Source organism: Alkalibacterium putridalgicola (assembly GCF_040959045.1).
GTDB classification, from domain to species: domain Bacteria; phylum Bacillota; class Bacilli; order Lactobacillales; family Carnobacteriaceae_A; genus Alkalibacterium; species Alkalibacterium putridalgicola.
This window is the reverse complement of the sequence record NZ_CP162615.1, coordinates 350,750-364,865: the sequence shown is the minus strand read 5'-3', so window position 1 is coordinate 364,865 and position 14,116 is coordinate 350,750. Positions and strand designations below refer to the sequence as shown.

The window sequence follows — 14,116 nt, the reverse complement described above, 5'->3', positions numbered from 1 at the left end:
TTATTTTTAAAGGAGAGATCAGTTAATGACTTTATCCAGCGAAAACTATTATGACTACTTATTTATCGGTGGCGGGATCGCTGCCGGATATGCCGCAGAAGGCATCAGGGAAGTGGATAAAAAAGGCTCCATCGGTATCCTCTCTTCTGACCAGGACGGACCGTACACCCGTCCGGCTTTAACGAAAAAAATATGGACAGATGACGCGTTTACCGTTGACGATGTCCCTTTCGACACAGCCGAAGAAACAGATGCAGACGTCATACTCGAAACGGTGGTGACGACTATCGACCGGCAAAACAAATCTGTCACCACTGAGGACGGCAAGTCCTACACGTACGGTAAGCTGCTATTAGTCACTGGCGGTGAACCACAGACACTGGACGGACCAGAAGACGACCGCGTCATCGCCTTCCGTTCATTTGAAGACTACCGCAAGTTGAGAGACGTCTCAGGAGACAACCAGCACGTCATCGTAGTCGGCGGCAGTTATATCGGAACAGAGCTGGCAGCCAACCTGAAACTGAACAATACCGAAGTCACTCTCATCTATCCGCAGCAGGTCCTGGGCGACACACGCTTTCCACTTGAACTGGCAAAAGAGTATGAAGACAGTTACCGGAGAGCCGGCGTCAGATTGATGAATGACTGCCGGGCCGATTCTTATACGAAAGACGACGGTAAACTGGTCCTTGAACTGGAGAACGGAGAAACTGTGGAAGGCGATGCCCTCGTTTTAGGTCTGGGCGTCAAACCACGTCTCTCCCTGGCAGAAGAAGCCGGCCTGGATGTCGAAGACGGGGTCATCGTTGACGAATACTTCCGTACGTCGGACCCTGACATTTATGCGGCCGGAGATATCTCAGCTTATCCGGATCCGATTTTAGGTCGACACCGTATCGAACACGTCGATCATGCCCGCAAATCAGGGACAGCAGTCGGAAAAAGTATGGCCGGTGCCGGCGAATCTTATGACTATACCCCTTACTTCTATTCAAAAGTTTTTGATATTTCATGGAAAGCCATCGGTACACTCGATCCGGAGCTGCATATCTTTATCGATCATGTCGATGACGGCAAAGTGGCTTATTATCTTAAAGAAGGAAAACCGGTGGGTATCCTGACATGGAACGTGGAACCCGATCTGGATAAAGTAAGAAACGTGCTTAAGAATCCACCAGAGACCCCTGATGATTTACGCGGACTCATTCGTGATACAGCTGACGACTCTTAAACGAAACAATATATGAGGAGGACAAACTAATGAATACACATGTCGAAGGCAGTTATGCCAAAGTGGAAGATGCCCTGCGCGCTGTGGACACACTGATCATGCGCGGTTACGATGCTGATGCGATCATACTCATCAGCAGTAAGGCACATCAGGAAGAACAGCTGAAAGCCGTTGATATCACCGTGAAACAGATTTCAGATCTGACTGATCAGGATAAGAAAGAATTAGGCAAGCATATGGAGGATCTGGAAGACGGGCGTTTCGTCGTTCAGGTGACTGAAGACAAAGGTGAATCGAAGGAACAGTCTCCTGACATCAATCCTTTACAGGCCGACCGAGCATATACCGACGATGATTCTGGACTGACCTCTGAAGAAGGCTCCTACACGGACGATGCCGAGTTACTGGAAGACGTCAGAAACAGCAACACGGACCCTTCCAACAACCGTTCCAATGATGCGATCGGCTATTCCGACAGTATGAAGAATCCGAATGAGACACCACTAGATAACGGACCTAACCGTTCACTATAATTTACTATTTCCAATTTGAAGAAAGAAGCCGGCTGGCTTCTTTCTTTTTCATTTTATAGGTGCTTCAGCATAGATTCTGTGCCTTTCAAGTAGGTTCTCTGATCGCGAAAGGCACGCGCGGACTAATTCCGTGCCCTCCAGCCCGATTTGCTGACCGCGAAAGGCACGCGCGAATCGATTCCGAGCCCTCCAGCCCGATTTGCTGATCGCGAAGGGCACGCGCGGACTATTTGCGTGACCTCCAGCTCGACTTTCTGGTCGTGAAAGGCACGCGCGACCTCATTGCGTGCCCTCCAGCCCGACTTTCTGTTCGCGAAGGGCACGCGCGGACTCTTTGCGTGCCCTCCAGGCCGATTTTCTGCTCGCGAAGGGCACGCGCCAACCGATTGCGTGACCTCCAGCACAGCTTCCCGCTCGCGAAAGGCACGCCTTGTTCTCCTAAATAAAAAAGGATGGGAGCCCCATCCTTTTACCGATCGATTCAAATTCCACTCAAGCTCTAACTCTTTGAATAGTGACGGTTCAAATAACTGACCAGGGATTCCGCTTTTCTTCCTGTTATGGTCCGGAAGTCATCCGTTACGATATCCAAAAGACCCAGATTGGCTGCTTTATACATAGAGGCCAGCAACGCACCAAAGCCTTCCGGTTCATCATACGTTTCTGCGAACTCCTCAAGCGTCAGAGGCTCAAAACCGATTTTCTTTCTCGACACATCGCTGAGCGTATCTGCCAGTTCCCTCATTGTGTAAGAACGGTCCTGAGTTAACGTGTACGTCCTGTTCTGAAGTGTGGCATCTCCTGCCACTTCCACGATCGCCTTGGCACTGTCTTCTCTTGAAATGTAGCTGACTTTTTCATGCGGGACAGGATAGACGACATTTTTCCGTTCGATCAGTTCAGGCAGATAACTGACCAGTGGATCCGCGTACATCGCATTTTTTATAACCGTATAAGAAAGCGACGAGCTGGCCAGACGTCTGCTGGCGTACCCGTAAAACGGACTCATCTGGAACGGGTTGTTCTCCTGGTCTGCATAGAAACTGACAAAAATGAACTGCTTTACCTCTGCTTCCTCTGCCGCCGTGACCACATTCTCGATTTCCGGCAGCCGCTCATAACTTGGGTGAACGATGCTTGGGATATAGATCAGGACATCGGTATCCTCCCAGGCCGAAACCAGTTCTGATTTTTCCCGGTAATCTGCTTTCTTCACCTCCACTCCCTGTTTTTTATACTCTTCAGCTTTATCGACATTGCGGACAGAGACCCGCAGTTCTTTAGCCGGTAAGCTATTTAAAGCAACGGTCATGACTGCTTTGCCTAAACGTCCCGTTGCTCCTGTAATGGTATAACGCATAATTTTCTCCTTTCATCAAACATCGTTGTACTGGAACCCTTTGTTACCCTACAGTATAAGACAAACCTTACAGAATAGACAGAAATACGGGTATCCTCTTCTCTGACCTACCTTTGTAAGGACCCAGAAAGAACGAAGCTGTTCTGACCCAGCCTGCCAAGTTAAAAACTATTTGAATTTAGTGGCACAGATAGATAGAATAGGTATAATGGAATAAATTTTTCATGACAAAGCGGATGAGGATGATAGGATCCATGAGATATAAAAAAATAATTTTTGATTTAGATAACACGATACTCGATTTTTCAGATACCGAGGAAAAGTCTCTGAAAAGAGTCATAGAGATGTATGACCTTCCTTATACAAAGGAAACGGTTCAGACATATAAAGACATCAACCACGGCTTATGGCGGAAGCTCGAGCAGGGGATCATTACACGGGAAGAGCTTTTTTCCAGTCGTTTCGCCCTGTTCCTTGAAACGTTCGATATAAAGGTGGATGGCAAAAAAGTGGATGCCTATTTCAGTGAACATCTTGGCGAAGGCTATAAAATGATGGAACATGCCCATGAGCTGATGACCGTCCTTAAAAACAATGGCTACAAGCTTTATGCCGGATCGAACGGTGTCGCGAAAACCCAGTGGCAGCGGATGAAAGGCGCCGGAATCACGCACTTTTTCGAAGAGGTCTTTATTTCTGAAGACATCGGTGTCGAAAAACCAGACCCTCACTTCTTCCATCATATTTTTGATACCTTAAACGCCCACACTAAAGAGGAATTCCTGATGGTCGGGGACAGTCTCACTTCGGATATCAAAGGCGCTAATAACGCCGGGATAGACAGTGTCTGGTACAACTATGCTGAAGTGTCGGTCTCTGGTGAACAGGCACAGAGCACCTATACGATCACCAGTCTGCTTGAATTACTCCACCTGTTCAATTTAAAACGAGGAATCACTCGCTCCGTTTGATCCCTACCGACTAAGTCAAAAAGAGAGCAGAGATCTCAAATAAGTAAACAGCTCAATACGTTTACCCAAAAAAAGGAACGACCGGCTCCCTGCATCAGGGAAAATGGTCGTTCCTTTTTCAAATTACATGTTAAATCGTGTCCATACTGAAGTCCAGGTCGGGTCCTTTAGGAACGATACCCGTCGGATTGATGGTTTTGTGGCTGCGGTAGTAATGCTCTTTGATGTGACGGAAGTTGATTGTTTCAGAAACGCCCGGCCAATTATACAACTCTCTTGTGAAGAGCCAGAGATTTTCATAATCTGTGATGCGTTTGAGGTTGCACTTGAAGTGCCCATGATAGACACTGTCAAAACGGATCAGCGTCGTAAACAGGCGCCAGTCTGCTTCAGTGATCCGGTTGCCGATCAGATACGGATTTTTTTCAAGGATCGCTTCCACTTCATCCAGGGCTTCAAAGAGTTTGGTGACTTCTTCGTCGTAGACCTCCTGCTTCGTCGCAAAGCCGGCTTTATACACCCCGTTATTGATCGCATTGTAGACACGGTCATTGATCTTGTCGATATCGTCCCTCAGATCTTCAGGATAATAGTCACCTTCTAGCGCTCCAACTTCATCAAAGGCACTGTTCAGCATGCGCATGATTTCTGAGGATTCGTTGTTGACGATCTTGTGCTGTTTCAGATCATACAAGACAGGAACTGTTACCCGTCCGCTGTAGTTCGGTTCGACACGCGTGTACACTTCGTATAAGTAATCCGCATCATCCACCGGATCCGGGACGACCCCTTCATCCGGCTCGAAAGTCCAGCCGTTTTCCGCCATCAACGGATTGACGACCGACACGGAGATCATGTCTTCCAGACCTTTTAATTTGCGCATGATCATCGTACGGTTCGCCCAGGGGCAGGCATTGGAAATATACAAGTGATATCTGCCTGGTTCGGCTTTAAAGCCCGCTTCACCACTGGGACCGGCACTGCCGTCTTTGGTGACCCAGTTCCTGAACTGGGATTCTTCTCTTATGAAACGTCCGTCATTTTTTTCGGTATCATACCATTTATCATGCCACTGTCCATCTACTAGTAATCCCATAATGTCCTCCTTCTAACGTTCAGATCCGTTTATTCTGCAGTCAGTTCGATCAGGTTGCCTTCAGGGTCTTCGATCACCGCTTCATAATACCCGTCTCCTGTCGTACGCGGTCCGTCCATCAACGTATAACCGTCCGCCTTCAACTTATCCACAAGGTTATCCACAGCCTTTTCATCTCCGACGCTAAGGGCGAGATGTGCATAACCGTAGCTTTCTACATTCGGACGTTTGATGTCTTCTCTGTGCATCAGTTCCAGTCGGCTGCCTGAATCAAAGGTCAGAAAATAGGAACGAAACCCCTTTTTCGGATTATGATAAGGTTTACCGCTTTTTGCTTCAAAATAAGTTTCGTAGAACTCCCGCATTTTTTCCAGATCGATAGTCCATAAACCGATATGTTCAATTCTCACACTGCTTCACTACTTTCTTTTATTAGATACTTTTTTCCGGATATAAAATCCTACACCAATGAGTAAGACTAATATCAGTATAAATGGAATGGCGTAAATTAACCAAATAAATGCGTCCTGCATGAAATAATAGAAAGCAAAGAAGGAATCCACAAACGCTTCTCTGATACGGGCCAGGAACGACAGGCCATCTTCCCGTGTATTTGCGATGCGTGGACGTTCAGTTACCGACAGATGGACTTCTGTATAATCGATCAGATCATCAAAGGTTTCCAGCCGTGACTGAAGGGCTTCACGTTCCGCGATCGTTTCACTCAAGCTGTTTTCGATCTGAAGGATGTCTTCGATCGTTTCGGCCTGTTCCAGCAGCTCGTTCAGTCGTTCTTCTTTATTTTCCAGTACCTGAATACGAGATTCCGTGTCCCGGTAGGTCTGCGTGACATCTTCTGTTCCGATGTTCTCGCTTAACTTATACGCATCCATACCATCCAGATCGTCTAAAAAGTCGTTCAGTGAATCGGTCGGGATCCTGAACAGGTAATTCACCCGTCGGTACTGCCGCGACTGGTCTCTTGGAGCGATGCCTGACGGCGAATAGCTGGACTCATTGGAATATTCGATATAGCCGTCATACTCGCTCACTGTGTCCAGAACAAAGGACGTCGTTTCCTGGAAATCAAGCGTTTCGTACTCAAGCTGGACCCGGCGGATGACCTTGTCACCGATCAGCTGCTCACCCTGACCATCAGTAATTTGACCGTCAGAGACATCCGCTTCTCCCATCTCTTCTTCAACAGCGGCATCCTCAGCCGCTCTTTCGTCCATATACCCAGCACCCGAGTCCGATTCGGTCGATTCCGACGTGTCGTTACTTCCACTTGCGCAGCCGCTTAACATCACTATGAAAAGCAGCAGGAAAGCCAACCCTTTTTTTATCATCTGACATCACTCCACACCATTAGTTTATGTACCATTAAACCGCTTACTTAATTCTATTATATAGTAAAAGCAGGCAGATTAGCTACTCAGAACTGATTGAGTACTAAAAAGACTTCCTCACTCAATGGAGTAGGAAGTCTTAACAATACCTTTTATAGCTTGAAGCGGTCGACCAGCTGATTCAGTTCTTCTGCGATCTTAGCTAATTCTTCTGAACTGGCTGAGACTTCCTGCATCGTGCTCGTGGTCTGTTGAGCTGATGCTGAGGTCTGTTCGATACCTGCTGCAGATTCTTCGGAAACGCTGGCGATTTCTTCCACGCTTGCACTCATATCCAGCGTCTGCTGCTTGTTGGCCTGCAGCTTGTCTGAAATCTCTTTGATCGATGCCCCCATCGACTGAACGGATGACGAAATCTTATTGAACGTTTCTCCAGTGCTTTCGATCTGGGTCGTCCCTTTAGCCACCTGTTCATATCCATTCTCTAAACTCTGAGCCACACTGGATGATTCTGACTGGATGCTTAAAACGATCTCTGTGATATCACCGACGGAGTGGGAAACTTGTTCAGCCAGTTTCCTGACCTCTTCCGCAACAACCGCAAATCCCTTACCCTGTTCACCGGCACGTGCCGCTTCGATCGCCGCATTCAATGCCAGCAGATTCGTCTGTTCAGCGATTTCTTCAATCACTGAAACCAGCTTTGTGACTTGACCCGACTTGTTATCCAGTTCTTTCACACCATCGACCGACTGCTTGACTATCTGGTCGATCATCTGCATCTGCATGACAGAAGAATCCATCAGTCCTTTTCCTTTTTCAGTCAAAGCTCTGACGTCATTGGAGGTCTTGTAGATCCGGTCACTCTGATCGGCTGAATCTTCGATCGTCTGGACAAAGTTCTGCATATTCATGGATAAGTCACTGGTGTAATTGGCTTGGGACTCAGAGCCGGAAGCCAGTTCCTGCATGGTGACTGCGATCTGTTCCGCACCCTGACCGACTTCGTGTGTCGATTGAGTCAGTTCTTCACTGGAACTCATGACCTGTGTCGTCGCCTGGGAAACAGATGAAATGATAGTTCGCAGTTCATTCTGCATCGCGTTGCTGGCGTTGACCAGTGTGCCGATTTCATCCTTGCGTTTCGTTTTCAGCGGCTTGACGGTCAGATTGCCTTTGGCTACTTCGTTCAAATTATGCGAAATACCTTTCAGCGGCTTACCGATCATTCTTCCCATGAGAACACCAATAACTACAGCCAGTACAGTTGCGATCAGACTGATAAGGATAATGACGTTTCTTAGTGTTTCATACGTATTCAGATTCTGATTATGTGTTTCACTGGATAACTCGTCTGTCAAAGTGAGCAGTTCTTCCAGATACATATTGGCAGCCCCATATCGTGCTCCGCTGTCTCGCACGCCCTCCATCGTTGCCGTGTAATCGCCTGCCGATAAACTGGCCGCCGTGGTGCGTATGGATTCCGCAAACAAGTCCCAGTTCACTTGCATCAAATCAAAAATTTCCTGTTCGTCTGCCCCTAAGTCTCTGGTGCTGTATTCTTCAAGTAGAAAATCCACTTCTTCTAAATTCTCTACCGCACTTTCTCCACGAGCCGGCACGGTTCCGACGACACCGGTCAGTAAATGGACCCGGGTATTTTCCATCAGCTGAGACACTTCTGATAAGATGATGGCTGGCTGAAGACGTTCGGTGTACAGTTCTTCAGAGTTCTCATTTACTGTTCTCAAGCCGATAAACGACAGGATACCCAGCATAACGACCAGCAAGGCGATCGTTAAGTATGATAACAGTAATTTGGTTGTGATTTTCAAAGATATTCCCCCAATGTTCTAATAATAGCTATACCCATTTTCTAATAATGAGTCATACAGTTTTATAATCGGAGGAAAAACACTGAAATTAACCCTATTCAATGGATTTTGTGCTTATGTCTAGATTTTTAAAATAGTTCTGTATTGTAAAGTACAAACTAAAGAGGCCTTCGACTTTTGGGCGAAGGCTTTCCTTATTGCAAGAGCTTTGGGTTGGGAAGTGACTGCTGGGTTATTGTTTATGGTTGAGTATAACCAAGTGATTTCTGTAGTGCCGGCTCGAAAGTATGTCTGCTTGAGAAGGCTCTATATGCGTCCAGTAGGTTATGCTCGCTATCAGTAATTCGCTGAGCGGGCGGTAAAAACCTCTTGTAGTGACCACTCAGCGCCTATTATTTATTAATTGGCCATCAGAAAGGGCTTCTAGTGACCGCCCAAAATTTTCGGACCTTTGACCAGGCTGTATCACACGCAAGTACAGTCAACCGGAGCACCTATACCATTACAGCAGGCAAAAGCAGAGGCCTTTACAACCTTATCAAATAGAACGAGAAAACGAGTTGGCCGAAATCTTTTCCCTTTATACCAGTCAGTAAAGGGAATCGCTGAGTCTATCCCATTATTTTTAGCTTACTTCTCCTTTACATCATTCATTCAGCGTCCTGCTCACTTAACCCGCGCTTCATCCCAGTCAGTTCGCGAAGCGGTTGGATGTCCTGTACATATTCCAGGATGCCCATATATGTGCCATCGTCATCTCTGACTGCAGCATAGGTCACATGAATGAACTGTCCGTTTTTACGCGGGAACCACATGCTTTCCTTGTCTTTTCTGCCTGAGCTTAGATCCGCGATCAGACCGAGAACCATATCCAGGCTTTTTGGCGGATGACAGTTTTTCACTTCCCGTCCGATCGCGCTCGGGGCACGGCGGAAAACTTTTTCCTCATCAGGAATACTGTCATTGAAATACTTGAACACATTGTCTTTGTTGATGAAGGTCAGTTCCAGAGGGAGGATATCCAGGATCTTCTCCACTTCATTCAGCGTCAAGAAGCCATTCCCGAAAGGCATTTCCTTGTGACGCGGAACATCTTCGATGGCGATTTCTTCTTTTTCTTCGCTGTCACTATCCTCTTCAATAAAGGAAACCCGTTCAGGCACCCATTCTTCTGCCGGTTTAACGATCGTGTAGCCGTATTCTTTACTGTCTTTAGCTATGCCTATCCAGTCATCTTCATTGAAGATATCAAGGACTAAAGGTACAAGGATCGTCTCTTCTTTAAAAATCATTTCATTGAATTCAAAAGAGAATGTTTCAAAACTTTCCTGCAGCTTGTCCCTGCCGACTTTGTCTATGACCTCTAAGTCGCGCTTCACCTGATCAAACAGCTCGCGGATCTGGTCATCCACTCCCCACATGACTTTCGGCGGTGCGTCGTGACCGTATTTCTCCATGACCGGGAACCATACTTCTTCTTTCCGCTTATAATGGGCATCGAACTGGCCGAGTAAATTCAGCTGATTATATAAGCCTCTGAGCAGGCCTTTTTCAAAAGGCGGCTCACCGAGATTTTTTATGATCCGGTTGATACGCATGACCGCTGCACGCATGGCCTGGTTTTCAGTCCGCATAATCTGGATCGGATGACCCGGCTTTTCAAACTCACTGACTTTCCCCGGTTCGGAGACTCTGTTCTTGAACAAATTGGCATGGACATTGCACAGTTTCATGACATCTTCAAAAGTAATAGCGTTATCTTCGCTGTCTATCAGTTCGTGCTCCATCAGAGAGATTTCGATCGCGCTGACGCCCTGAAAATGTTCATCAAACTCGGCCTGAACCGACTCAGACTCTGCACCTTTATGAAGGCGCAGCAGGATATCCTTCAGTACCATTACGCGTTTCTTCTGATTATCATTCAAGTGTTCTGACTCTTTCATGCTTCTTCGACCCCTTTCACTTCGTACCCGTTCCATTCCAATTCTTTCGCCAAATCTTTCGCTCTTACATTGATCTTTTTTGCGCCCTGATTCAAGCTGACTAGTCGCCCCACGGAGTTCAGCATTTTTGGATCCGTCAATGGCTTGAACCCAGCCGTGACTAGCAGCGGTTTGATCTCAGGGTATTTTTCCAATACTTTAAAGACTGGAATTGTAAAATCTATCACATTATCCATTATTCTATCCCTTTCTATCGTGACTTAACATGGTTAAGACTGTTTTGAATTAAAGTATGCTCTCGTGAATGTTTTCCTTAATCATTCTAACACATGAAATTCTTTTTAAATGGACGATTTTATGACAACTTTCAATCTAGCCTATATATATTGAGTTCAAAGGCGATCGACCTTTAAAATCTTCTATTTTCTCTGGTATATGAGCCGGCTGCTTCTTGACTTCCAACTAACACCGTGCTATAAGTGTAAGGGAAAGATTAGACATATTTGGCATAATATATCTAATTAGGTGAGGCTTATGAAAACTGCACATTTGAAAAAATATCTATATATACTGCTCGGATCTGTAACGCTTGTCATCGGGACGATCGGGATATTCCTGCCCATCCTGCCTACGACACCGCTCCTGCTGCTGACGGGCTTCTTTTATCTGAGAAGTTCTGAGAAGCTGCATCAGTGGCTGATCCATCACCGTATTTTCGGTGCGTACATTTACAGCTATGTGACTTACAAGGCTGTTTCCTTAAAGACCAAAATCAGCGCCATAAGCATACTCTGGCTGTCCATCCTGTTCTCGATGTATCTCATCGACAACAACTGGCTGAGGCTCATGCTGGGCGTTATTGCTTTCAGCGTGACTGTCTATATCAGCTCCCTGACAACACTCTCGAAAGAAAAAACCAGAGAGGTCAAACAGCTTCACACTGCTTTAAGAAACTGAACAGGCTTAATTATTACTATAAAAAAGTATTGACCATCCAACTGGTTAATACTTTTTTTATATATTATCCCCTTCATCAGGTTCCTTGTTATTACTACTATAAATCCGCTAGCTAAAACTATCCTTCTCACACTTCCAAGCTTCTCAAAATAATTCAGTCATATTTCAGACAAATCTTTATATACTTTTTTATATATTCTTGTTGACTGATAATTATTCTCACTGTATACTATGGTCAATGCCAAATATGTGAAATTAATATCAATCTATAACCTAATGTACGATCCTGACATTCCATAGAAAGCCGTGAAGGAGTCTTCATCATGAATATCAAACGATTCGTCGAGGTCCGCAAAGCTAAGGGATACTCGCAAAGTGACCTAGCTGACGGGATCTGCACACAGGCCACGCTCAGCCGTTTTGAAAATAACGGACAAGTCCCTAACTTGAAGATACTAAATAAACTATGCAGCCGCATCGACTTCCCCCTAAGTGACTTATTTCCCAAAGTCGGCGTCCGCCATTCCGACGTCGTTGAGAAAATGAACCAGGCGGAATTCTTCTTGATCACAAGCAAGTATGAGAAAGCCCACCAGCTTATCAGCGGCATTGCTATCGATGCGATCGAAGATTCTCAGCTGCTGCTTCGCTATCATTATCTGAACGGCTTCATCATGATTTTTCAGCATCAGCCAATTATGGATATTCTCTTCACCTTTGACCAGGTCCTTCTGGAAGATGACAATTCAGACTCGACCATTTTCCGCCTGCTCGCCCACACGGGGATCGGAATGGTTTATTCACGCGAAGGAGATCTTAGAAAAGCAGAATTCTACTTCAACAAGGTACTTGAGAAGATTTACAAGTATCCGAATAAAAATATGGAAGATACCTGGCGTGTACTGAATATCGTCTATAACAGCGGCGTCTTTTACTCGACCATCGATGAAATCGAGATCAGCGATGCCCTTCTATGGCATGCAGTCAATATCTGTTCCGATAATCACGTCACTTACTACCTAGCCAAAGCGGCGATCCAGCTGGCTAAAAATGCCATCATCAAAAATGAGTCAAAAGAGAAGATTCTGGAACTCATTTATGACGCGCGTGCCTATTCTAAAGTGAACCGGAATGAGATCGCTCTGACAGAACTGGCGAAGCTTGAACGATCGGTTACAGAATCCACATAATTTTTTGCCAGCTCTTGTTATCTTTTGAGCATAAGGAGGAATGCCTGTGTCAGAACAACTTAAAACCGTCCGCATGATGGGTACGGTCATCGATATCCTGATCGATACCTTGGACGATCAAAACAGTGAACTGATCATTGAAGACACGATTCGAAAGCTTGATGTTTATGAGAAGCGTTTCAGCGCCAACGATCCCAAGTCAGAACTCATGGCTGTGAATAAAGCGGCAGGCATCTCTCCTGTGAGCGTTCACCCTGATCTTTATCAGCTTATAAAGAAAGGCAAGGCACACAGCCTGGCTGAGAGCAGCCATTTGAACATTGCCCTGGGCCCACTGATCAAAGCTTGGCGGATCGGTTTTGACGACGCGAGAAAACCGACCGAAACGGAAATATCTGAAGCACTTCAGCTCACTGATCCAAACCTCATCCACCTTAACGATGAACGGCAGTCGGTTTATCTGGAAAAAAAAGGGATGCAGATCGACCTCGGCGCCTTGGCCAAAGGCTATATCGCTGATCTGATTATAAATGGCTTGAAAAAAGAGCCGATCAAATCGGCTTATATCAACTTGGGCGGAAATTTTGTGTCAACTGGCTTCTCACACAAGCGCGCCTCGGGCTGTTACCGCATCGGTATCCAGGATCCAGCTCGTCCCCGCGGCAACTATCTGCTTGCCGTGGATACTCTGAACCAGTCCGTGGTGACTTCAGGCATCTACGAGCGCACACTAAAACACGAAGGTGAGACCTTTCACCATATTTTCGATACCCAGACAGGCTATCCGACCGAAACGGACCTTGCCAGTCTGACAATCATCTCGCCTGAGTCTGTCGATGGCGAGATATGGACCACACGTCTGTTTGGTCACAGTCCTTCTAAAATTCTCTCAACGGTCGAAGCATTACCGGATATCGACTGTATCCTCATCACGAAAAGCAACACTGTTATGTATTCAAAGGGCCTGGAAGGAAAAATCATCCCACTATCCCCGGGCAACTAAATCTATGAATAAGAAAGGAACAAACGACTTATGAAACATCTCATCGGACTTGTTGGTACAAACTCCAGCCAGTCAACCAACCGTAAACTGCTTCAATTTATACAAAGCCACTTTACTGAAGAAGCTACTGTAGAATTAATGGAGATCAAAGACTTCCCGGTTTTCAATAAACCATCAGACAGCACCCTTCCGCCTGTCGTACAGGAAGCTGCAGACAGAATCGAGCAGGCAGACGGCGTCATCATCAGCACACCTGAATATGACCATGCCATCCCTGCCTCACTGATCAATGCTCTGAACTGGTTATCCTACGATGTCTATCCTTTTGTTGATAAGCCGGTCATGATCACAGGCGCTTCATACGGCACTTTAGGCTCTTCACGCGCACAGGCACAGCTCCGTCAGATCCTGGATTCACCTGAACTGAAAGCACGTATCATGCCGAGTTCAGAATTCCTCCTGAGTCATTCCCTGCAGGCCTTTGACGAAGAAAACCGTCTAAAAGATACGAACCAAATCGACAAGCTTACCGGGCTCTTTGCTGACTTTCTCGTATTTGTCGACTTAGTCAATCAGCTCGTCCAGGCCCACGACAGCAATGTAAAAGCAGCGGAAAACTTTTCCTGGGAAACTATCTAACATAGG

At 46.2% G+C, this 14,116-nt stretch carries 14 protein-coding genes; 7 read left to right on the top strand and 7 right to left on the bottom strand.

Annotation, left to right across the window (positions count from 1 at the left end):
* The first annotated feature begins 25 nt into the window (after positions 1-25).
* Positions 26-1,234 carry an NAD(P)/FAD-dependent oxidoreductase gene (locus tag AB4027_RS01980; RefSeq protein ID WP_368645759.1) on the top strand — a complete coding sequence of 403 codons (1,209 nt, stop codon included), beginning with the start codon at positions 26-28 and terminating at the stop codon, positions 1,232-1,234.
* Positions 1,235-1,263: 29 nt separating this feature from the next.
* A complete protein-coding gene (locus tag AB4027_RS01975; RefSeq protein WP_368645758.1) occupies positions 1,264-1,767 on the top strand; it encodes a hypothetical protein in 504 nt (167 codons plus the stop codon).
* Between the two features lie 499 nt (positions 1,768-2,266).
* On the opposite strand, the gene AB4027_RS01970 is transcribed toward AB4027_RS01975, so the two are convergent.
* Positions 2,267-3,127 (bottom strand): NAD(P)H-binding protein, encoded by an 861-nt coding sequence (locus AB4027_RS01970; RefSeq protein WP_368645757.1) that lies wholly within the window; start codon positions 3,125-3,127, stop codon positions 2,267-2,269.
* 254 nt (positions 3,128-3,381) lie between these two features.
* On the opposite strand from AB4027_RS01970, the gene AB4027_RS01965 reads away from it, so the two are divergent.
* Complete coding sequence (locus AB4027_RS01965) at positions 3,382-4,098, top strand: YjjG family noncanonical pyrimidine nucleotidase (protein ID WP_368645756.1); 717 nt, start codon at positions 3,382-3,384, stop codon at positions 4,096-4,098.
* Between the two features lie 130 nt (positions 4,099-4,228).
* Here the strand turns inward: AB4027_RS01965 and AB4027_RS01960 are convergent, their stop codons facing one another.
* The 6 genes from AB4027_RS01960 to AB4027_RS01935 all read right to left on the bottom strand — a co-directional run bounded on the left by AB4027_RS01960 (position 4,229) and on the right by AB4027_RS01935 (position 10,557).
* Complete coding sequence (locus AB4027_RS01960) at positions 4,229-5,194, bottom strand: glutathione S-transferase family protein (protein ID WP_368645755.1); 966 nt, start codon at positions 5,192-5,194, stop codon at positions 4,229-4,231.
* A 29-nt stretch (positions 5,195-5,223) separates the two neighbouring features.
* Entirely contained in the window at positions 5,224-5,604 is a 381-nt protein-coding gene (locus AB4027_RS01955) for a VOC family protein (RefSeq protein WP_091488142.1), read from the bottom strand.
* Between the two features lie 9 nt (positions 5,605-5,613).
* Positions 5,614-6,543, bottom strand: a complete 930-nt coding sequence (locus AB4027_RS01950; RefSeq protein WP_368645754.1) for a DUF4349 domain-containing protein — start codon at positions 6,541-6,543, stop codon at positions 5,614-5,616.
* 152 nt (positions 6,544-6,695) lie between these two features.
* On the bottom strand, positions 6,696-8,378 hold the full coding sequence (locus AB4027_RS01945) for a methyl-accepting chemotaxis protein (protein ID WP_368645753.1): 1,683 nt from the start codon (positions 8,376-8,378) through the stop codon (positions 6,696-6,698).
* Between the two features lie 650 nt (positions 8,379-9,028).
* Positions 9,029-10,321 (bottom strand): DUF438 domain-containing protein, encoded by a 1,293-nt coding sequence (locus AB4027_RS01940; RefSeq protein WP_368645752.1) that lies wholly within the window; start codon positions 10,319-10,321, stop codon positions 9,029-9,031.
* Positions 10,318-10,557 (bottom strand): DUF1858 domain-containing protein, encoded by a 240-nt coding sequence (locus tag AB4027_RS01935; RefSeq protein WP_368645751.1) that lies wholly within the window; start codon positions 10,555-10,557, stop codon positions 10,318-10,320. Before AB4027_RS01935 ends, AB4027_RS01940 begins: the two co-directional genes overlap by 4 nt.
* A 298-nt stretch (positions 10,558-10,855) precedes the next feature.
* On the opposite strand from AB4027_RS01935, the gene AB4027_RS01930 reads away from it, so the two are divergent.
* From AB4027_RS01930 to AB4027_RS01915, 4 genes are all read left to right on the top strand, one after another.
* Positions 10,856-11,278 (top strand): YbaN family protein, encoded by a 423-nt coding sequence (locus AB4027_RS01930; RefSeq protein ID WP_368645750.1) that lies wholly within the window; start codon positions 10,856-10,858, stop codon positions 11,276-11,278.
* A 323-nt stretch (positions 11,279-11,601) separates the two neighbouring features.
* A complete protein-coding gene (locus tag AB4027_RS01925; protein ID WP_368645749.1) occupies positions 11,602-12,468 on the top strand; it encodes a helix-turn-helix domain-containing protein in 867 nt (288 codons plus the stop codon).
* Between the two features lie 40 nt (positions 12,469-12,508).
* Entirely contained in the window at positions 12,509-13,471 is a 963-nt protein-coding gene (locus tag AB4027_RS01920; RefSeq protein WP_368645748.1) for an FAD:protein FMN transferase, read from the top strand.
* Positions 13,472-13,501: 30 nt separating this feature from the next.
* Positions 13,502-14,110, top strand: a complete 609-nt coding sequence (locus tag AB4027_RS01915) for an NADPH-dependent FMN reductase (RefSeq protein WP_368645747.1) — start codon at positions 13,502-13,504, stop codon at positions 14,108-14,110.
* Positions 14,111-14,116: the final 6 nt, after the last annotated feature.